At 37.8% G+C, this 19,125-nt stretch carries 15 protein-coding genes; 4 read left to right on the top strand and 11 right to left on the bottom strand.

Annotated elements, in window-relative coordinates:
- Positions 1 to 7: 7 nt before the first annotated feature.
- From RBU59_RS21615 to RBU59_RS21585, 7 genes are all read right to left on the bottom strand, one after another.
- On the bottom strand, positions 8 to 1,027 hold the full coding sequence (locus tag RBU59_RS21615; RefSeq protein WP_308144548.1) for an alcohol dehydrogenase catalytic domain-containing protein: 1,020 nt from the start codon (positions 1,025 to 1,027) through the stop codon (positions 8 to 10).
- A gap of 71 nt (positions 1,028 to 1,098) precedes the next feature.
- Positions 1,099 to 1,896 carry an SDR family NAD(P)-dependent oxidoreductase gene (locus tag RBU59_RS21610; RefSeq protein WP_308144547.1) on the bottom strand — a complete coding sequence of 266 codons (798 nt, stop codon included), beginning with the start codon at positions 1,894 to 1,896 and terminating at the stop codon, positions 1,099 to 1,101.
- A gap of 70 nt (positions 1,897 to 1,966) precedes the next feature.
- Positions 1,967 to 2,725: an ABC transporter ATP-binding protein gene (locus RBU59_RS21605; RefSeq protein WP_308144546.1), complete on the bottom strand. Its 759-nt coding sequence runs from the start codon at positions 2,723 to 2,725 to the stop codon at positions 1,967 to 1,969.
- Between the two features lie 19 nt (positions 2,726 to 2,744).
- Complete coding sequence (locus RBU59_RS21600; RefSeq protein ID WP_308144545.1) at positions 2,745 to 3,506, bottom strand: ABC transporter ATP-binding protein; 762 nt, start codon at positions 3,504 to 3,506, stop codon at positions 2,745 to 2,747.
- A complete protein-coding gene (locus RBU59_RS21595; RefSeq protein ID WP_308144544.1) occupies positions 3,494 to 4,282 on the bottom strand; it encodes an ABC transporter permease in 789 nt (262 codons plus the stop codon). The genes RBU59_RS21600 and RBU59_RS21595 overlap by 13 nt, the downstream gene beginning before the upstream one ends.
- 15 nt (positions 4,283 to 4,297) lie before the next feature.
- Entirely contained in the window at positions 4,298 to 5,134 is an 837-nt protein-coding gene (locus RBU59_RS21590) for an ABC transporter permease (RefSeq protein WP_308144543.1), read from the bottom strand.
- 148 nt (positions 5,135 to 5,282) lie between these two features.
- Positions 5,283 to 6,458 carry an ABC transporter substrate-binding protein gene (locus tag RBU59_RS21585; protein ID WP_308144542.1) on the bottom strand — a complete coding sequence of 392 codons (1,176 nt, stop codon included), beginning with the start codon at positions 6,456 to 6,458 and terminating at the stop codon, positions 5,283 to 5,285.
- 466 nt (positions 6,459 to 6,924) lie between these two features.
- Between RBU59_RS21585 and RBU59_RS21580 the strand changes: the two genes are divergently transcribed.
- Positions 6,925 to 7,536: a carbohydrate-binding family 9-like protein gene (locus RBU59_RS21580; protein ID WP_308144541.1), complete on the top strand. Its 612-nt coding sequence runs from the start codon at positions 6,925 to 6,927 to the stop codon at positions 7,534 to 7,536.
- A 159-nt stretch (positions 7,537 to 7,695) separates the two neighbouring features.
- Here the strand turns inward: RBU59_RS21580 and RBU59_RS21575 are convergent, their stop codons facing one another.
- Positions 7,696 to 10,407, bottom strand: coding sequence for an alpha-mannosidase (locus RBU59_RS21575; protein ID WP_308144540.1), 2,712 nt, complete (start codon positions 10,405 to 10,407; stop codon positions 7,696 to 7,698).
- Between the two features lie 466 nt (positions 10,408 to 10,873).
- Here RBU59_RS21575 and RBU59_RS21570 point away from each other — a divergent pair, with 466 nt between their 5' ends.
- From RBU59_RS21570 to RBU59_RS21560, 3 genes are all read left to right on the top strand, one after another.
- Positions 10,874 to 12,049, top strand: coding sequence for a LacI family DNA-binding transcriptional regulator (locus tag RBU59_RS21570; protein ID WP_308144539.1), 1,176 nt, complete (start codon positions 10,874 to 10,876; stop codon positions 12,047 to 12,049).
- A 396-nt stretch (positions 12,050 to 12,445) separates the two neighbouring features.
- On the top strand, positions 12,446 to 12,826 hold the full coding sequence (locus tag RBU59_RS21565) for a BlaI/MecI/CopY family transcriptional regulator (RefSeq protein ID WP_308144538.1): 381 nt from the start codon (positions 12,446 to 12,448) through the stop codon (positions 12,824 to 12,826).
- Entirely contained in the window at positions 12,823 to 15,054 is a 2,232-nt protein-coding gene (locus tag RBU59_RS21560) for a M56 family metallopeptidase (protein WP_308144537.1), read from the top strand. Before RBU59_RS21565 ends, RBU59_RS21560 begins: the two co-directional genes overlap by 4 nt.
- A gap of 46 nt (positions 15,055 to 15,100) precedes the next feature.
- Here the strand turns inward: RBU59_RS21560 and RBU59_RS21555 are convergent, their stop codons facing one another.
- The 3 genes from RBU59_RS21555 to RBU59_RS21545 all read right to left on the bottom strand — a co-directional run bounded on the left by RBU59_RS21555 (position 15,101) and on the right by RBU59_RS21545 (position 18,822).
- Positions 15,101 to 16,021 carry a carbohydrate ABC transporter permease gene (locus tag RBU59_RS21555; protein WP_308144536.1) on the bottom strand — a complete coding sequence of 307 codons (921 nt, stop codon included), beginning with the start codon at positions 16,019 to 16,021 and terminating at the stop codon, positions 15,101 to 15,103.
- Between the two features lie 12 nt (positions 16,022 to 16,033).
- Positions 16,034 to 16,978: an ABC transporter permease gene (locus RBU59_RS21550; protein WP_308144535.1), complete on the bottom strand. Its 945-nt coding sequence runs from the start codon at positions 16,976 to 16,978 to the stop codon at positions 16,034 to 16,036.
- A gap of 122 nt (positions 16,979 to 17,100) precedes the next feature.
- Positions 17,101 to 18,822 carry an extracellular solute-binding protein gene (locus RBU59_RS21545; RefSeq protein ID WP_308144534.1) on the bottom strand — a complete coding sequence of 574 codons (1,722 nt, stop codon included), beginning with the start codon at positions 18,820 to 18,822 and terminating at the stop codon, positions 17,101 to 17,103.
- Positions 18,823 to 19,125 lie beyond the last annotated feature (303 nt).

Below are 19,125 nucleotides of genomic sequence, written 5' to 3'. Positions count from 1 at the left end.
CGCAATCCTAATTAATTTTTACAACTACTTTAAGATAATCGCTGGGATTTGCTATCATATCCTGGATTACTTTTTCAGTATCTGCCAGTTCGATTGTTTTTGTAATCATCTTATCTACGGGTACCAAACCTGAATTGATTAACTGGATTGATTCTGGAAATTTATTAGCTGAATTTCTGGAAGGATAGATATCGATTTCTTTTTGTGTACAACGTACTGTATTGATAGTTACCGGTCCTTTCGGCCATCCCACTAAGGCAATCCGGCCGCCATGGCAAACATAATTATGCATCTCAGCAAGAATTGCCGGTGCACCGGTACAGTCTATCATAGCTTCAGGAAGTTTTCCGTCAGTTACTTCCTGCAGAAATTCAACCAAACCTCCGTCTTTTGAATCAAAGGTATATGGAATTCCCACTTCTTTTGCAAAATCAAGGCGATCCTTTAATACATCAACCAATATGGGAACCGCACCGTAACTGATACACGCGAAGGCTGCCATCAAACCTATTGTACCGGCACCGAATACAACCACTTTATCACCTTTTGAAACTTTTGCTCTGGTTGCCCCATGAAGTCCGATTGTTAAAGGCTCTATACATGCTGCTTTTACAACGTCCAGGCTGTCCGGTATTTTATGAGTCAGTTGTATAGGATGTGATATATAATCAACCATCATTCCATCTCTATGTACTCCGCGTACATGTAAATCTGCACAGTTATTATAACGGCCTATTTTGCACATATGGCAGGTAAAATCCGGTACATAGGGTTCTAAGGCAACCCTGTCACCTGCTTTTAAGCCTTTTTCATTCTCACCGATTTCTATAATTGTTCCAATTCCTTCATGACCAATTCCCTGTATCGGATATTTCATGGTAGGATTACTTCCGCGGTAGGCACTTACATCAGAACCACAGATACCGCAGGTCTCCATTTTGATGAGGGCTTCTCCCTCTGAGTGTTCCGGTTTTACTATATCTTCTATTATTAATTTTCCTGGTTCCAGCATCGTTAAAGCTTTCATATTCTAACACCCTTTCTTTTGCAATATTTTATTTCACTCCTACTGCTCATTACGCTGCAGGTTGCGGTCTTTTAATCTTCAGTATCATTTTCACGAATATAGTTCAGCCCATCCGGCATAATACCCATGCTCCAGCCGCCGTCTGCAAAAATAACCTGACCAACGATATAATCGGATTCTTCACAGCTTAAAAAACAAGCCAGGTTCGCTATCTCTTCCACTTTTCCGAAACGTCCGATCGGTGATACGGACAAAATTTTCTTCTCGTCTAAAATACCGCTCTTTAGTGGTCTTTCTACCATCTCGGTACGGATCCATCCCGGAGCTATAGCATTCACTTTAATGTTATACATCGCCCATTCTGCTCCCAGTTGCTGGGTCAAGAGATTCACGGCACCTTTTGTGATGCCATAGGGTGTTCTTCCTACATTGATCATCTTACTGTTACCGGATGAAATGTTAACAATACTTCCGCCGCCCTGTTTGCGCATATATTTTCCAACTGCCTGGCAGCAGAATAAAGGCGCTTTCATATTAATATCAATAACCTCATTCAGCACTTCTTCGGTCAGCTTCAATGTAGGTACCGGGCGTGCAATACCGGCACAATTAACCAGAACATCAATATGTCCGTACTTATTGTAGACAGTATCAGCCATAGTAAAGATATCAGCAGACTTACGTAGGTCTATTTTATAATAATCACTCTTTTCTCCAAGTTTGCTTGTTATGGCTTCGCCATCCTCCAGGATATCAGCTACGATTACTTTAGCACCCTCTGCAATAAACTTGGCAGCAATTGAAAACCCTATCCCTCTGCCGCCGCCTGTAATAATAGCCACCTTATCTTTTAAACGCTCACAGTTCATAAATACCTCTCATTCTGCCATAGAACGGCTCTTACTCTTTGAGAACACTATTTTTCTTTATTAAGAGAATTTACCACCATTTAATCTTATCTGTAATATAATTACGGTACTCAATAAATTTGGGGTCTGCAATATTTCTTGGATGAGGCAGATCAATGATAACCTCTTCCTTGATTGACGCCGGTTTATTACTCAGTATTATTACTTTCTCAGCCAGATAAACGGCTTCTTCTATATTATGAGTAATAAAAACTACAGTACTCCCAAGTTCTTTCCAAAGGCGGATTACTTCATCCTCCAGATAGAAACGAACTTTAACATCCATTTGTCCATAAGGTTCATCCATTAAAAGCAGATCCGGCTGCATCGCAAAGGAACGTCCAATAATTACCCTTTGTTCCGCACTCACAGATAACTCTCCAGGATATGCCTTACGGCTTTCCTGTAATCCCATCAAATCCAGAATCTGATTTACTCTTCGATTTATTTCATCTTTTGGTACTCTTTTAATTTTTAAACCGTATGCTATATTTTCTTCTACTGTCAGCCACGGAAGTGAAGAGGGTTCCTGGAATACAAAGGAAACATTATGTTTTCTTGGATCCGCCGATTCGCCGTCAATGTATAAATCCCCTTCACTGGGTTCATGAATACGTGTCAGGCAATTTAAGAATGTTGTTTTTCCGCATCCGGTGGGGCCTACAACACACACAAATTCATTTTTCTTTATATTAAAGTTCATATGATCCAAAACCAGCAGATCTCCAAATCTTTTCGTCAGATTTTTAACTTCTACTTTTACCGGTCTGTTATTATTGTTATCAGCCATATTTTCCTCCTTCAGGCATCTAAATTGAAAGATCCGTATTATCAGAAATTTTAGCACGTAAATCTAAAAATTCTTTACTGACCATATTTCTCGGCCGCGGCAGGTCAATTGGATACACTTCTTTTACCCTGGCAGGACAATCGCTGAGCAAGACAATTCTTGTACCAAGATAACATGCTTCTTCAATATTGTTTGTTACATAAATAAACGTACGTTTTTCCTGTTCCCAAATACGAAGCACCTCATTCTGCATGGCATATCGGGTCTGAGCATCCAATGCACCAAAAGGTTCATCCATAATCAGGACCTTAGGATTATTTGCATATGCCCTGGCGATTCCCACACGCTGTTTCATACCTCCGGAAAGTGCTTTGGGATAGGATTTTTCAAATCCTTGCAGTCCAACGAGATTAATGTACTTCTGACAGGTTTCTTCTCTTTCTTTTTTAGGTATATGTCTAAATTTTAATCCAAGTTCAACATTCTGCATAACTGTTTTAAAAGGCATTAATGCTGTCTTTTGAAATACCATGCCGACTTCAGGATTAACATTATTGATTTCTTTTCCATCATATATAATAGATCCGGTTGTTTTACTTTCAAGTCCGGCAATAATATTTAGTAAAACCGTCTTTCCACAACGGCCAGGCCCAAGCAGGACAAGAAATTCACCGTCATATACGTCAAAGCTAACGTCTTCAATCGCTGTAAAATAGCCCTCTTTACTATAAAATGTCTTTGAAATATTTTTGATTTCCATTTTTCTTTTTAGTTGTTCCATGGACAAACCACCTTTTCCAGTTTTGCTAATACAACCGATAAGATTGCACCAACAATTGCAATCGTTATAACAGCCACTAATACCAGTGCCATATCTCCGCCCTGCCATCCTTTCGTAACCATCGATCCTAAACCTGCTGTTGCCGCAAGCATTTCAGCAGCTAGAACGGTAGTCCAGCCCGAACTTACCGATGTACGAATCCCGGCAAATATGGAGGGTAACGCCGTGGGTATGACAATCTGAGTAAGAATCTGCCTGTTATTTCCGCCAAATACTTTACCCACATCAACATTAATCTTTTCCACCATCTGGATTCCTGTTGAAGTATTAATAACTAAGGGAACAAAAGTACCGATAAATACCAATAAAACCTTCGGAAGTTCTCCAATACCGAACCACATGATTATAATCGGTATCCATGCGATTGGAGGTATGGGACGGATCATCTCAAAAATAGATCCCAACAATGCACGGCAGGTTTTATTCCATCCGATTAAGATCCCGAATGAAATACCAAAAGCCCATGCTGCAACTAATGCAGTTAATACACGCCTTAAACTCGCCCAGGCATGGCCTAACAAATTAATACGGCCAATAGGTTTTGTAAATGTCTTGATCAGACGATTCCATACTTCCACAGGTCCTGGCATAAGTTCTGGGTGCACCGATGAAAAGGTGATCCATGCAATAACAATTAAAAGAATAGATAATACGGGGAGTATCCAATATAATAATTTATCTATCTTCTTTTTTCTCTCTCTGGCATTATTTTCCACAAATTCATCCTCCTTTTATCGTCTATTCTTTTGCCATTTCATCAGTTTACTTTCTGTATAAGAAAGCAAAGCAGAAAGCAAAGCCCCTATAACACCTATAACAACCATTCCAACAATAACAATATCCGGTCGGGCAACAGAACGTCCGATCTGAATCATAAATCCAAGTCCTGCACTGGCTGCCAGCATTTCAGCAGCTACTAATGTTGACCAGGAATTTCCTAAGGCTACACGAATACCGGCAAAAGTCATCGGCAGGGCAGATTGTATGCCAACCTTAAAAAATATTTCTAGATTGGATGCACCAAAGGTCTTGGAAACATTGATCAATGTCTGGTTAGTAAGTTTAATTCCAGTGTAGGAATTGATAACACAAGGAACAAAGGTTGTAAAAAAGATTATCATTGCTTTTGCTTTAAGACCAATCCCCATCCATACTACAATAAGAGGAATCCACGCAATAGGAGGAATAGGACGAATTAATTCAAATATCGGGCGTATAAAACGATCTGCTTTTGTCCACCAGCCCATTACCAACCCTAAGGGAATACCGATGACAATTGCAGTAAAGAAACCTGTTAATGCTACCTGAAGACTTGCAAGAATATTAACTAATAAAACGTTACCATCCGGTTGTTCACTGTAGGTTTTTACAATCAGAGTTCTAAAAACTGTTGATGGTGCCGGCAGTCTGGCAGAATCCACTACCCCACTTACTACTGCTAATTGCCAGATACCAAGAAAACCAATTACGCCAACCAACTGAAGCAGCATATATTTCAGTGAATATGCTTTTTGAGATCTCTGGTACTCTTTAAGGCCTTTTTCAAAATTTTCATTAGACATGGCCATATAGATACAACTCCTTTTATTCTTTTTATTTTGGTGTCCTAAAGGGTAAAATCGGCAGCTGCAATAAAAAGTATTGTATTATGTAACTGCAGCTGCCCTCTTAATTTTTCAACTACTTAATGAATTTCAGTAAATCTTAATGCATTTTTTATTTACCATTTAAATCAGCGTAAACTTCATCAATTAACTTAGTATCCATATGACCTAAGAATTTTTGATCATCACCGTCTTTATAATTGCCATATTGAATGAAGAATTTTAATACGTCGATCAGTTTGCCCTCCATTACGGAATAATCTGCTCCTTCCGCTTTATCATGCATCATGTTATAAACATCATCCAAACTATAATATGGATCCTGTCCTAAGTATAAAGTTGCTGTTTCAGGACTTAAGTTAATACCGCATTCCTGATTAAAGTCGCTGCAAAGCTGGGCTGCTTCCTGTTTATTTTCATTCATCCAATCAATTGTTTTAAAGTAAACTTCCATGAAAATTTTCATTGCTTCGTATTTTTCAGGATCATTGTAGCTGTTTTTATTTACCATAAAGTTACACATAAGTCCGGTATCAGCTAAGTTACCGCTGGATGCTAATACATAATCATCTTTATCCGGTGAAAAACTGATTGCTCCGGTTACAACAGCTGCGTCCCCCTGTCCGGCTAAAAATGCACTGTTTGCAGTAGGTGAATCCATGGATACGAATTCAATGTCATTCAAAGAAAGCCCAAAACCACCAATTGTTTTTAATAATAAATACTGTAATACAGTACCTGAATTGCAAAGAACCTTAGCACCTTTCCATGATGCAGCATCTCCTACAATTGAACTGTTCACTTCATTATTACCTGTTCCTGCTGCTGCAATCTTAGAATCCTTACGTACCCAGATAGTCTGGGTTCCGTTATCTGAATTGGATGCACCAATCATTAATGCATCATATCCAATTGCTCCGGATAAAACACCGCCAACACCGGTAGCACCGATATCCCAGGAATCGGAGCCAAGTGCTTCCATCTGTACCGGTCCGTTATCAAACATAACTTCATCAATCTTTAAACCGGCTTCATCCAGGAAACCTTTTTCTCTTGCTATATACACAGGTGTGTAGTTAATGCTGCCGTTAATACCGGATACAGTTAATTCATACGTTTTCTTCGGTTCATTTGTATCACTTTTCTGAGTATTACCTGTTTCTTCTTTCTGGGTATCACTTGTTTCTGTTTTTTGAGTTTCATTTGTACCTGACTTTTTGCCACATGCAGTAAGTGCACCCATAATCATAACTGCAGCGAGACATGCTAAAATAATCTTTTTTGCCATCACTTAATTCCTCCTCTAAAGTATACACTCGTGTTTACATTCTGGAAAATAAAATGCATTTTGCTATGTATCTTTACAAACCGTACTTAAATTATAAATAATCACCAATACATCAACGGTTTACTGTCACAGGCAAAATGCTGTTTTATCTGAATGTTTGCAAAACTTATTTGCACATTTATACTAACTCCTATTCTTTCAAATGTCAATAGCCTTTATAAAATAGTTCAAAATAGTGTTTTTCAACAATTTTCGACAATGTCTTTGTGCATTTTTACTAAATAAATTTTTATTATTTTTAGCTTCAGTTTATACAAACGTTTGCACAACTTTATATAGTATTGATTGCTCTATTTTGTATAATAAGACTATACCAATCATTATTATGGTTTACTTAAATATGTTATGCGTTAATTATATTCAAAAGTTAGATAACTCATTTTACATTATATCCAGGAGGTATGATATGAATTATGAAATCCACACTATTAGGGAAAAATCCGGATTGGCAGACTGCCCGTTTTTTTATGTAGATAAATATAACTGGGGCGGTGAATATCGTCCTGTAACTTACGGAAAAATGGCATATATGAAAGAGAAAGGTTTTATTATCCAGATGACCTGTGAGGAAAAAGATCCTCTGCGTATCTATCATAAGAATGAAGATCCGGTTTTCCTTGACAGTGCTATGGAAGCTTTTATCGAATTTGCACCGGATACTAAAAAGGGGACTTATGTAAATATTGAAATGAACGGTAATGGCGCCATGCTCAACCGTTACGGCCAGGTACCTCCGGGAAGAAAAGCATACACTGAATTTACTGATGCAATATGCACCTGTGAGGCTTTCATTAATGAGAATTCCTGGACTGTAGAAGCCAATATCCCTCTGCAGTATATTAAAGACCTTTTTAACAAAGATACCTTTAAGCCGGGTGATATAATCCGCTGTAATTTCTATAAGTTATGTGCAAGTGATATAAAAACGCAGCATTATGGAAGTTATACCGTTATAAATAATCCCAGCTGGAACTTTCATATGCCGGAATATTTTGCAGACGCTGTAATTTTAAATTGATTAGGAAAAACAAAAATTTAAAATCAGTAATTTAATGGCTAAAATTTTTTCTTAACTGCCATCAGCTAATTTTGCTTTTCTGTTTCAAAAAAGACAGCTGCAACATTCTGCAACTGTCTTTTTTCCTAATACTCTCTCTTAACTTATACTTACTATAGTTCAAGAGTTTTCCATTCCTATGGTTACTATTTCATATGGATTTACTGTAATATCATACCATTCCTGGTTTTCTGCTGTCAGCTCATCAAGATGCTCCTCAATTACATTACTTCTATAATAGCTGTTTACCCTGTCAGATTTTTTAAGTTTTAGATTTCTCACCTGATTCGTGCCATTGACAAAACGGATAATCCGGTCATTTTCATTCTGTTTATATTTTATTCCGGTAAGATATATTCCCTCGCCTTCCCATTCCAAAGAACTATGTTCCGGCGGCAATACACCGTTATGCACAAATATCTGGCAGGTATTCATGGGAACCTGGAACTGATATGCTTCCACTAATGGATCATTCTTTCTATCCTTGACGGAAAACGGAATAATTTCAAAGGAGACAGTGCATTTCTTTTGTATCTGTGCATACGGAGTTAAAAATACCCCCCAGTCTCCAAGCTCGCCAACGGCGCGAAGTAAGGTTATAGCAATTGCATTGTTTTGCTCCGGCAGTATTTCATATTCGTACAATCCGAAGTTGGCGGCTACGATTCCTGCTTTTTCATCTTTCATTCCGGTAAAACATTGTTGATGCTCACAGCCGCTGGGATTCTCCCACTCCTCATAATGACGGTTAGGCCGGTCCACAACTTCAAATACCGAATCCGTAAAATGCCTGTCGGTTTCAAGTCCTGTAGGTATAATGACTCTGAACCTGTGGTCTTTCATTCGGTTTTCAAACTCCGTTTTAACTTTTATACCTCGTCCGTTTTTCTCCAGGGAAATATAAGTTATGATTTCAAGCGGTAATAGGTTTATACTTCTTTTCGCTTTTCTGAGTTTTACATTTGTCATGCTGATTTGCTCTTCATATAAGGTATCATCCGCACTTTCCGGTATCTCCATCACCTGAGTGATTTTATAAGTCGCCCGGTAAGTTTCATCCTCAGTCAGTTCAAATCTGCAGATACTGTTCTTAGAAAGTATCGCTTTATCCCCCTCCGGCTGGCGATAAATATATTCATTTCCAATGTCACCGGTATCCTCATAATAACAGATTTGTTCATAATATTTATCCGAAGTTTTGTCCAAAAGATTAAGCGTACCATCTGAGTTAATGGTTGCTTTCAGGTAACTGTTTTCAAAACCGTCAGGAATAACCAAGGAATTCTGCTTTGTAATATCTTCTTTTTGTGGAACTAAAGCATATACCTTATATCCTAAGGCAGGTACATCTTTTGCTTCAAAGGTAACTGTTACACTTCTTGCCATATAAGGCTGTCTGAACTTATCCTCCGGCAGATCATACCCGAATCTTACCCCCGAATCCTTAATTGTAAATGAAATCCGATCACCTAAATGATCCTCAAGAACAAAATCCTTTATAGGCAATTCTTTCATTTGATGATAGGAGGCGGTCATATTCTGCCCATAAATCCTATCAACATCAATCAAAACAGATACTACTCCTGTCCGCTTCCATCCGGTCGTATTAAATACGGTAAAAGGATAAGCTTCCCGGTCTTTAAAACAGGATGTATCAATATTATTACCGATATAGTACATACTATCATTTATAAGGCATTCACTAACCTGCAGACTGTTATGGAAGCGGGTTTCCATATCTTTATGAACTTCATCCGTACTGCAGCCGCAGATACTGTCGTGAGGATGATTCTGCATCAGCTTTTTCCAGGCATATTTGATTGTTTCGTGAGGGTACCTAAATCCGGCATCCGCAGCTAATACCGCCAGGGGTTCCGCGAGATTCGCAAGTGCTGCTTCATTTTCCCTGTTTAATTGTTTTAAATAAACCCTGGAGGATGTGGTATTAACCAGGGTATTCCAGCCGTCCGTCATCTGGCTTGTAAGTTCACCCGTAACAACGGATAATTGATTTGTCTGAGACTCTTTCACACATTTTACATAATGACTAAAATTTGAATGAATGAATTCCATATCCGGATATAAGCGGTTTGCAGTAGCAATCGCTTCAGCCAGATCTTTTTGTACAGGCTGGTGATCACAGCCGTTCATAAATAAGAGATGATCCGTAGAGGCGAACCGCAGCACATCCTGTAACCGTTTATCCCAGAATTTCTTAGCCTCGGCTTCTTTCACAGGAATTTCCGCACCGTTGTTATACCAGTTGGCGAATAATATACCTAATAACCCGCTGCCATCCGGCGCATTCCAGCGCATCTCCGAATAAAAAGATTCATATTCACCGGTTTCCGGAACGGAGTTGTTAAATCCTACCGGTTTTACACCTCTTCCAAATATTACTGCTTCCATACCTGCCTGTTTTAATATCTGGGGCATTTGACCTGCATTACCGAAAGCATCAGGAAAATATCCGATCTTACATAACTTTCCATATTTATTTGCTTCTTCTATTCCAATTAGCAGATTCCTTATGTTGGATTCTCCACTGGTTAAAAATTCATCTTGAAGGATATACCAGGGACCAATATAGAACTTATCTGCTAAAATATTTTTCTTTATCATTTCCATTTTATCAGGTTTCACTTCTAAATAATCATCTAATATAATACTTTGGCCGTCCAAATGAAAACTTTTAAATTCCTCTGATTGTTCAAACAATTCCAGACAATCGTCAATTAAATCTACTAATTTTAAACGATGTTTCTCAAAGGGCATATACCATTCCCTGTCCCAGTGTGAGTGTGATATGATATGTACTACTTTTTTACTCATGTTCTGCCTCTTTCATCTATCTGCTGAATCACCTGGATAAGTATTATTGATTAACTAGCAACCGGCTCTTCTCCTTAGTCAGCAATATCAGCTTCAAGCTGTTTCCTCCTTTTGTTTGATATATCCTATATATTACGTGTTTTTTATGATATGTCAATGTTTATTTTATAGGTTTTTTGTATTTTATAGGTTTTCTTTACTAATCCTATCCTTTCAGGTTATTATCTTATTTCATCACAAACGTTATACTGTATTGAAATGCCAAATATGATATATCAATCTTACATATAATCTTTCTATTATTGATTAAGCATTGAGTTCACACTAAAACGAGATATTTTAGCAATGGAAATAAAACAAATTCTGCAAAACGCTGTGATAACCATGTATCCTATGTTTGACAATAACCTGACATTGATATACTATATTTAAAAAATACTTATCCTATAAAGGAGGTAGTTGCCTTATGGATTCAAACATAAAAAACAATGATACTCAGACGGTAAATAAAACCGTAAAGAAGAATTTATATGAGATTATTATAGATGACATTAATAACACGATTCAGAGTGGTAATTTTTCTTATGAAAAACCAATTTGCACGGAAAAACAATTATCACTTCAATATGGTGTAAGCCGGATTACCGCCAAAAGAGCAATTACCGATTTAGAACATCAAGGTATCCTTTATCGCAAGCGAGGTGTTGGAAGCTTTGTTGTCAGAAACTTTGCTGCAAAAAATCATACTATGTCAAACACATCCCGGCTGTCTAATACCTTTGCATTCCTGCTTCCGTTTGATACCGCTAAGGGTGGATTAATCGATACGGTAGCTGAGCTCAGCGTTAGTCTTAATAAAGCAGGCTATTTTATGGGAACTTATATTACCAGTGAAAATGTTTCGGATGAAAAATACACCCTCGGTCAGTTATTAGAGCAGAACATAGCCGGGATTGTATATTATCCCAAAAACAATAAGATGAATTTAGATCTTCTGAATCAGTTTGTAATTAACGACAAACCGGTCGTTATCATAGACAAATCAAATGACTGCTCTTATATTCACAATGTTACCTCAGATAATTTTGTGGGTGGAAAATTACTTACCGAGCACCTTGTTTCCTTAGGGCATAAAAATATCGCTTTCCTGTCCAATGCCTCAATCGATGAAACCTCATCCGTACGTGACCGTTTCGGAGGTTATATAAAAACTCTCCATAAATACAGGCTACCTACAAGTATGGATAACCTTGTAACCGGTCTTGATATTTTAACAGAACAAATCGCCATAACCCATACAAGTACTCCCAAGCTAAATTCCGTAATCAGCAAACTGTATAACAACGGTGTCACAGCTATTTTAACAGAAAATGACCAGGTAGCAAATTCCGTAATCTGGGCCTTAAGGGAATTGAATATAAGCGTACCTGAAGATATGAGCATCTGCGGTTTTGACAATACGGTTTGGTCACAGAAAACAGAGACGGGTATTACTACCATCAGCCAGGATTTTACTGAGATCGGTAAACAGGTAAGCAGTATTTTGCTATCCTCCTTAAAGGATCCGTCTTATCCTAACCAAAAATGTATTGTTCCTGTTAAATTAATTGTCCGTGGATCTACACTCCCTCCCAGACAATAAGCATAACAACGTTATATGCTTTTCAATCATTGGTTTAGATTAAAAGACCTGATATTTTAAAATCACCTCTAAACGAATAACTATAAGCTGCTGCTTTTTTACGCATCAAGGGCCAAAGGCCGCGATACCCTCCAAACTAGCAAGCACATCATTTTCATTCATAGTCAAAAATTCTTCAAGGCTTGTTTCGGTCCCAGTATTTTTGGATAACACTCATAACCCCGCCTAAAAGCGTTCACAATCACCAACGGGCAGACTGCTATCATCTTAAATATGATAAACACCTACTTGCCATATAACTCTGATTATATTTTAAGTTTCTGCTTGACAAGTTCAGCTTACAGGTGTAAGCTGAACTTGTAGATTACACCTGTAAGCAAAAAAGGAGAGGTTAAAATGAATAATACAGAGAAAATTTCCGATGCTGAATCAGAAGTTCTGAAAATATTGTGGGCCAATGAACACCCTCTTTCAGAAAGGCAAATTATTGACGCTCTAAATAAAGAAAACAATTGGCATAGAGCCACTGTACAAACCCTAATAAGACGCTTATGCGAAAAAGGTATCGTACAAAAAGTGAAGAAAGAAGTATTTTATTATTCCTCTCTCATATCGGAGGCGGAATATGCCAAAGACCGGACAACGGATTTTCTGAACAAGATATATGGCGGCAGCGCAAAAAACCTTGTTTCTGCTATGTTAGGCAATGATATTCTATCGGAAAAGGATATTGATGAGTTGAAAAATTACTGGATGGGAAGGAAAAATAAAAAATGAATAATATATTCCTTGTATTCCTTTCTCTGTCTGTTTCCGGTTCAATTCTTGCACTTATCCTGTTGGTTATAAATCCTCTTATAAAAAAGAGATTAAGCCAGACATGGCAGTATTATATCTGGCTGATTGTGATTTTACGCTTTCTGCTTCCGTTTTCTACAGAGGTTACTTTGATAGGTGAAATTTCAAATTACTTTGAGCATTTGTCAAATTCTTCGTATGAAATTAATAAAAAGGAAATTATTAATGTAAACGGAGTAAATTCAGCTGGGCAGTCTGTTGATAGTTTACAAACTTCAAATCCTATAATACCGGATGATGGAACAAAATCGCCTGTAAAGCCTTTTTATTGGGAAGGTATCAGAAACAATATATGGATGATATGGCTTGCTGTAGCATTTATTCTATTGGTTCACACAATTATGAGCTATCACGGCTATATACGATTTGTAAAGGCTGAAGCTAAAGCAACGGCCACTCAACACCATTTGGATATTTATATAAATGAATTAGAAAAAGCAAAGATAAAAAGAATACTGCCCCTTTATATCAACAGGCAAGTAGCTTCTCCCATGCTTATCGGACTTTTCCGACCTGCAATAATTCTTCCTGTTCTGGATATTAATGATAACGAACTGCGACAGATTTTCCGGCATGAGCTGACCCACTATAGGCGGTTGGATGCTATTTATAAGTGGTTAATTCAAATAGTGATATGTATTCACTGGTTTAACCCGCTGGTGTATTGGATAAGAAAAGAAATTAACCGGTGCTGCGAGTTATCTTGTGACGAAAACATAATTAAAAATCTGGATGTTGGCAGCCGTATTATATACGGTGATGCGCTTATTGCTTCTTTAAACGAACAAGGTAAGTGCGGAAACTTTGATGTCTCTCTTACAATGGGAGATAATGCATATTTAATAAAAGAAAGGCTGGATATGTTGATGATTTACAAGAAAAAATCACGATTTGCAGTTTGCGTAACATTCCTTTTGACAATACTTTTTCTTTGCAGTTTTTCTTTATTAGGAGTATACGCAAGTTCTACAAACGATTCTAACAAAGCTGATAACGGGTACGACAGCAGTCCTTCCCAACCAAAAATTGCCAATTTAGCTTCTATTTTCAATTCTTATTACGCTTACAATGACACAGATGCTTATAGGCTCATTAAATCTAAAGCTTTAAAGCGTTTTCTGAATCAATGGACAACAGCTTCTATTGTAAATCCCGTATGGAATTATGATAGTTTTACAAAATATGAGGGTAAGGACCTGTACTATTGTACTTTTACCGCCGACAATGGTAAATACTATTATATGGTGTTAAAATACCAGGCAGAGGATGGCGGCGGTCTCAGTAAAGTAAGATACTGCGAGACACCATACGACTATGACCTGCGGGCAAATATAGATGAACTTACAGCTAAGCTGAGTGAAACAGCGGTTAATTTGTCATCTGCCGTGGCTTCACGGGTGCAGGCAGTAAACGCAGACACCCGTAGTCTTTTCGAGGCCATCCGTATTACGGATGACAGCGGTCACAGCTATATGTACTATTTGGGAAAATCCTCTGAAAAAAGACAATTTTCTCAAAATAGTACATCAAAGGCAACCCCTTTATCCGAATATGCTAAATGGGAAGTAACCTATAAAGACGGGATATTTTATTATAGAGATCATAAAGTCCGGCTTTTTATGGATATGGCTGCCGATAACTCATTTAAAAATTTTTCCTATAATAAAAAGGGGAGTGTTGACCTCCGTTTGATTCGGAATAGTAAAGGCTTAATTGTAAAATCAGAATATATTTCCAAAGATGAGGCAGAAGAATTATTAAGTGACTTTGATGAGTCTTCCTCTGCTGTATCAAGTGGGAATATGTCAGGTTCATTAGACAAAACCTCCCCAGAAAGTAAAAAAACTTCCGAAGATATCATACGTCAGACCACTGAAGATCTCCCTGATAATATACAGAAAGCGATTGGTTCCTGCGATAATAAGCTGTGGTATGTAATTGATGGGCAAGACCGAAGATATATTTATTACAATGGTTTGGCACGCGATTACGCATATCAGTATACTCCAAACGAAAACAGCCTCATTATCACCGATATAGGAAAGTTAACTGATAACTATGTGCTTCTTTCCATTCCTTTAAACTCCAACTTGAAAATAACATATCATTCCCATACGGTGACTTATACCAAAATAACAGTATCATGAAAGGTCGAAAACTTGCTCTGATTTACCCACAGACTATACCCGGTTTTTATTCCTTTACTCCCCCTATTGTAAGCCCAGTGACAAAATACCGTTGTAAAAACGGATATAGCGCAACAACCGGCAGGCTGGTTAGCACCGTTGCCGCAGCCCGCACTGATTTAGTCGTAACCTGCGCACTTGATCCGGTAAGTGCTGCTGTATTGGGGTCACCGCTTAACTGGCTTACTGAGGATAATAATTTCATCAATTCATATTGCAACGTAGTCAAATTATCAGCCATTCTGTTATATAGCATATTATCAAACCAGGAATTCCATTGTCCGACAGCAATAAACAGGGCGATGGTTGCAAATACGGGCTTGCATAAAGGTACGATAATTCTGGTGAAAATCTTAAAGTAACCGGCACCGTCTATCATTGCCGATTCTTCCAGGCTGTCCGGCAATCCGTTCATATAGGTACGAATAACCAGCATGTTAAAGGCACTTACCATTCCAGGAATAACATAAACCCAGAAACTGTTCATAAAACCCAGGTTTCTATATAATAAAAAGGTCGGGATTAAACCACCGTTCACATACATGGTTAATACATATAAGACGGAAATAGGTTTCGAAAAGATAAATTTTTTACGGCTTAACACAAATGCAATCAATGCCGTTGTGGATAATTGAAGCACGGTACCCACAACTGTCCTGAGTACAGAGATACAAAGCCCGGTTATCATGGATTCTTTATGCAGAACCGTACTATAATTATTTAATGACCATTTTCGCGGCCACAGATAAATACCGCCCCGTAATGCATCCAGTGCATCGTTAAAAGATATGGCAAGAGTATTTAATATAGGATATACAGTGATGATTACAAATGCTGTTAATATCACACCTATTATTAAAAAATAAACGAGATTCTTTAATTGAAACTTTTTATGTCCTTTTTTATATATAATATTTGATGCTTCCATAATCTGCCCTCCTTAAAAAAGCCTCTCTTCTCCGGCTTTTTTAGCCGCATTATTTGCCAGGAATATCAGAATGATACTTACCAGACTCTTAAAAATTCCAGCTGCAGTACCTAGTGAATAATCAGCCTGACTGATGCCGAATTTTAATACATAAATATCGATCGTCTGGGATACACTCTGTACCAGTCCGTTTGTCAGTAAATATTGTATTTCAAAACCGGAATTTAACACATTCCCTACATTAATCAACAATAAAATGAATATGGTAGGTTTGATTCCCGGTAATGTTATATTCCACATTTTAGACAATCTTCCGGCACCGTCGATGGAAGCCGCTTCGTATAAATCAGGATTAATCGCTGTGATTGCCGCAAGATAAATAATACTGTTCCATCCCGTTTCTTTCCAGACATGAGCAAATCCCACAATCCACCAGAAGAGACTTTTAAAGGTGAAGAAATTAACAGGTGAACTTAAGATATGCAGCTTAACTAAGATCACATTTATGATTCCGCCGTCAATCGATAAGACATCCTGTAAGATTCCACAGACAATAATCCAAGATAAAAAATGAGGCAGATAAGACACGGTCTGAACAAATTTCTTAGTTCCTTTGTGTACCACTTCATTTAAAACCAGGGCAAAACCAATGGCAAATACAAAACTTAATATCAGATTGATTACACCCATGGCAAGGGTGTTCCGTATAACCCTGAGAAAATCGGCATTATCTATAAATAAAAATTTAAATTTTTCCATACCGACAAATTTTGAGCCGAAAAAACCATCTTGCGGCTTATATTTTTGAAATGCCATCACCCAGCCAATAAGGGGTATATAATTAAATAAAAGAACATATGCCACAAAAGGAATCGATAATAAAACCAATTCTCGTTGTTTCATTAATTCTTTCCAGTTTATTTTAGACTTGGTTTCCTTTACCTGTTCTGCTTTCATTCTTTTTGCTCCAGTCATTGATATCATCATATTTTCCGTTATTATAAAGCAGGTGGCTATAACTTTTACGCTAGATGACCACCTGCTTAAAGTAACTTTATTTGCTGAAAACTGAAAGAGAGTTATTTAGCCGGTCTTACATCTCTCCCCTGTACCATCTCAATTCGGCTATAAACTGCTTCCTGTACTTCTGCTAGGAAATCCTCCGGTTTGCAATCTTTATATGCTTTCATATACTCACCCCATGCAGTATCAAAATCGTCTGCGATTACAACCTGCGGAAGATATTCATGTTTTGTTTCTTCCATTTTGGTCCAGGCAAGACCACCGGATGTCTCGGTAGTCAATTCACCAACGAAAGAATGGATTGGATACCATGGCTGTTCTTCCCCGTTAATTTCATTGTAATCCAGCATATCTACATATGTCTTGGCACCATATGCAGAAAGACATTCCTGCACCTCAGGTTTTAAGCCGTCGAAAAATTCAGAGGGCTGTGTTTCCGGTGTCATGGCATTCTTACCGTCCGGATTCATCCCTGAATAATTGGGGAAATACCCATAGGAGCAGAGATGGGACGATTTATATTCCGTTTTAACCGCATTATCTCTCATCTCCTGATTTCTGTAATAAAGTCCATCATCTCCCACCAGGTAATCTACTCCCTTAATCCCCCAGCTGCGGATAGTAATTATCTCCGGATCCAATAAATCGTTGACGAACTTTAAAGCACCCTCGACATCCTTACAGCTTTTTGTAATACTTAATCCACCGCTAAGAACTGCGGCTTCATTTGCGGCAAAATACATCTCTTTCATCCCCGGATCTATGGTAATTCCAAGAGGTACATAAGTGCAGCCCTCAAGATTCTGGGCTTTGATAGAATCTTCAGCAGTTTGAAAATCCCAATGCTGTTCTACCATACAAAGTACACGTCCGGAAGAAATCTTCTCTAAAAATTGGTCATGATTCATAGTCATAAACTCAGGGTCAACAATACCTTTTTTATATTCTTCATTTAATTTTTTAAAATATCTCTTCGCCGTTGGTATCGTATTGTAATCAGTCACTTTAAAGGTTTCCGGATCTACTATACAACGCCCGTTGTTCGGCCAGCCGTCCAGGAATTGCGGCGGATTCTCAAGACAGAAATAAAACCAGTCATAAGCCAATATTTCAAACGGAATTACGGAAGAGCCATCTGTCATAGTAGGATTTGCAGCAGTATAATCGCTTAAAAGTTTAAAAAGCTGATCCAGGGATTCAATCTTAGGATAATTCGCCCATTTTAAAACTCTAGTCTGAACCCAGAAAGCTTCGCCCGATTGCTGGGTATCCATTAACTTCTCGTTAATATTGCCAAATTGGGGTATAGAATAAATGTGCCCATCTTCCTGTTTTAATGTATTCCATTGTGATTCGCTCCAGAGCTTCTTAATATTCGGATATTTGTCCAGATATTCGTCAATCGGTACAAGTGCGTTTGCATCCTGTAACTGGGGTGTCCAGTCTATAAAATCCGGATATTCATCACTGGCTATTAGCATACCTACCGCTTCCTCCGCAGTCTGTCCGGTCAGCCAGGTTTCTTTGCATTTTGCACCAATCTTATCTGCAATTATCTGTTTGACTTCATTGTCTTCGTTAAGCTCAATACCCTGCCTGTCAAAAAAAGCGGTAAACTCTTTGATTTCTTTTGCTGATGTCTCACTCGAATTCGTTTGATCCTTCGTTTTTGTTCCATTTGACGAAACTTCATCTGATGCATCATTTTTACCGCAGCCCCCAAATAAAACAATCACCATAGCAAAACACATAAAAATTGCAGTTACTCTCTTTCTCATTCATTTCCTCCCTAAAATTTTTTCGCTTACTCTCACCTCAGACCGCAAGCCGGCTTGCGGTACTTTTCATTAAATATATACTTATTTAAGCGATACTTTATTTTAGCATAATTGCACAACGATAACTTCATACAAATTATATAAAAAACCATTACAAAGTATATATGCATAATTTGTAATGGTTTTTTTTATTTTTTTTATTAATTTTTGTCTATATTAATATAGTTAGCGTTGGATAATATAGTGTATAATTTTGGAGCTCTTTTTCAAAAGTTTAAAAATTACACAATTTAAAAATATTAT

Source organism: Anaerocolumna sp. MB42-C2 (assembly GCF_030913705.1).
In the GTDB taxonomy this organism is placed as follows: Bacteria; Bacillota; Clostridia; order Lachnospirales; family Lachnospiraceae; genus Anaerocolumna.
The sequence above is the reverse complement of the archived record's forward strand: the minus strand, read 5'-3'. Positions and strand labels throughout refer to the sequence as shown.

Excerpts from the sequence above, each read along its gene's own strand:
- RBU59_RS21550 (WP_308144535.1), bottom strand. The coding sequence starts at position 16,978 with ATGAAAGCAGAACAGGTAAAGGAAACCAAGTCTAAAATAAACTGGAAA.
- RBU59_RS21600 (WP_308144545.1), bottom strand. The coding sequence starts at position 3,506 with ATGGAACAACTAAAAAGAAAAATGGAAATCAAAAATATTTCAAAGACA.
- RBU59_RS21610 (WP_308144547.1), bottom strand. The coding sequence starts at position 1,896 with ATGAACTGTGAGCGTTTAAAAGATAAGGTGGCTATTATTACAGGCGGC.
- RBU59_RS21585 (WP_308144542.1), bottom strand. The coding sequence starts at position 6,458 with ATGGCAAAAAAGATTATTTTAGCATGTCTCGCTGCAGTTATGATTATG.
- RBU59_RS21615 (WP_308144548.1), bottom strand. The coding sequence starts at position 1,027 with ATGAAAGCTTTAACGATGCTGGAACCAGGAAAATTAATAATAGAAGAT.
- RBU59_RS21545 (WP_308144534.1), bottom strand. The coding sequence starts at position 18,822 with ATGAGAAAGAGAGTAACTGCAATTTTTATGTGTTTTGCTATGGTGATT.
- RBU59_RS21570 (WP_308144539.1), top strand. The coding sequence starts at position 10,874 with ATGGATTCAAACATAAAAAACAATGATACTCAGACGGTAAATAAAACC.
- RBU59_RS21605 (WP_308144546.1), bottom strand. The coding sequence starts at position 2,725 with ATGGCTGATAACAATAATAACAGACCGGTAAAAGTAGAAGTTAAAAAT.
- RBU59_RS21565 (WP_308144538.1), top strand. The coding sequence starts at position 12,446 with ATGAATAATACAGAGAAAATTTCCGATGCTGAATCAGAAGTTCTGAAA.
- RBU59_RS21560 (WP_308144537.1), top strand. The coding sequence starts at position 12,823 with ATGAATAATATATTCCTTGTATTCCTTTCTCTGTCTGTTTCCGGTTCA.
- RBU59_RS21555 (WP_308144536.1), bottom strand. The coding sequence starts at position 16,021 with ATGGAAGCATCAAATATTATATATAAAAAAGGACATAAAAAGTTTCAA.
- RBU59_RS21590 (WP_308144543.1), bottom strand. The coding sequence starts at position 5,134 with ATGGCCATGTCTAATGAAAATTTTGAAAAAGGCCTTAAAGAGTACCAG.
- RBU59_RS21580 (WP_308144541.1), top strand. The coding sequence starts at position 6,925 with ATGAATTATGAAATCCACACTATTAGGGAAAAATCCGGATTGGCAGAC.
- RBU59_RS21575 (WP_308144540.1), bottom strand. The coding sequence starts at position 10,407 with ATGAGTAAAAAAGTAGTACATATCATATCACACTCACACTGGGACAGG.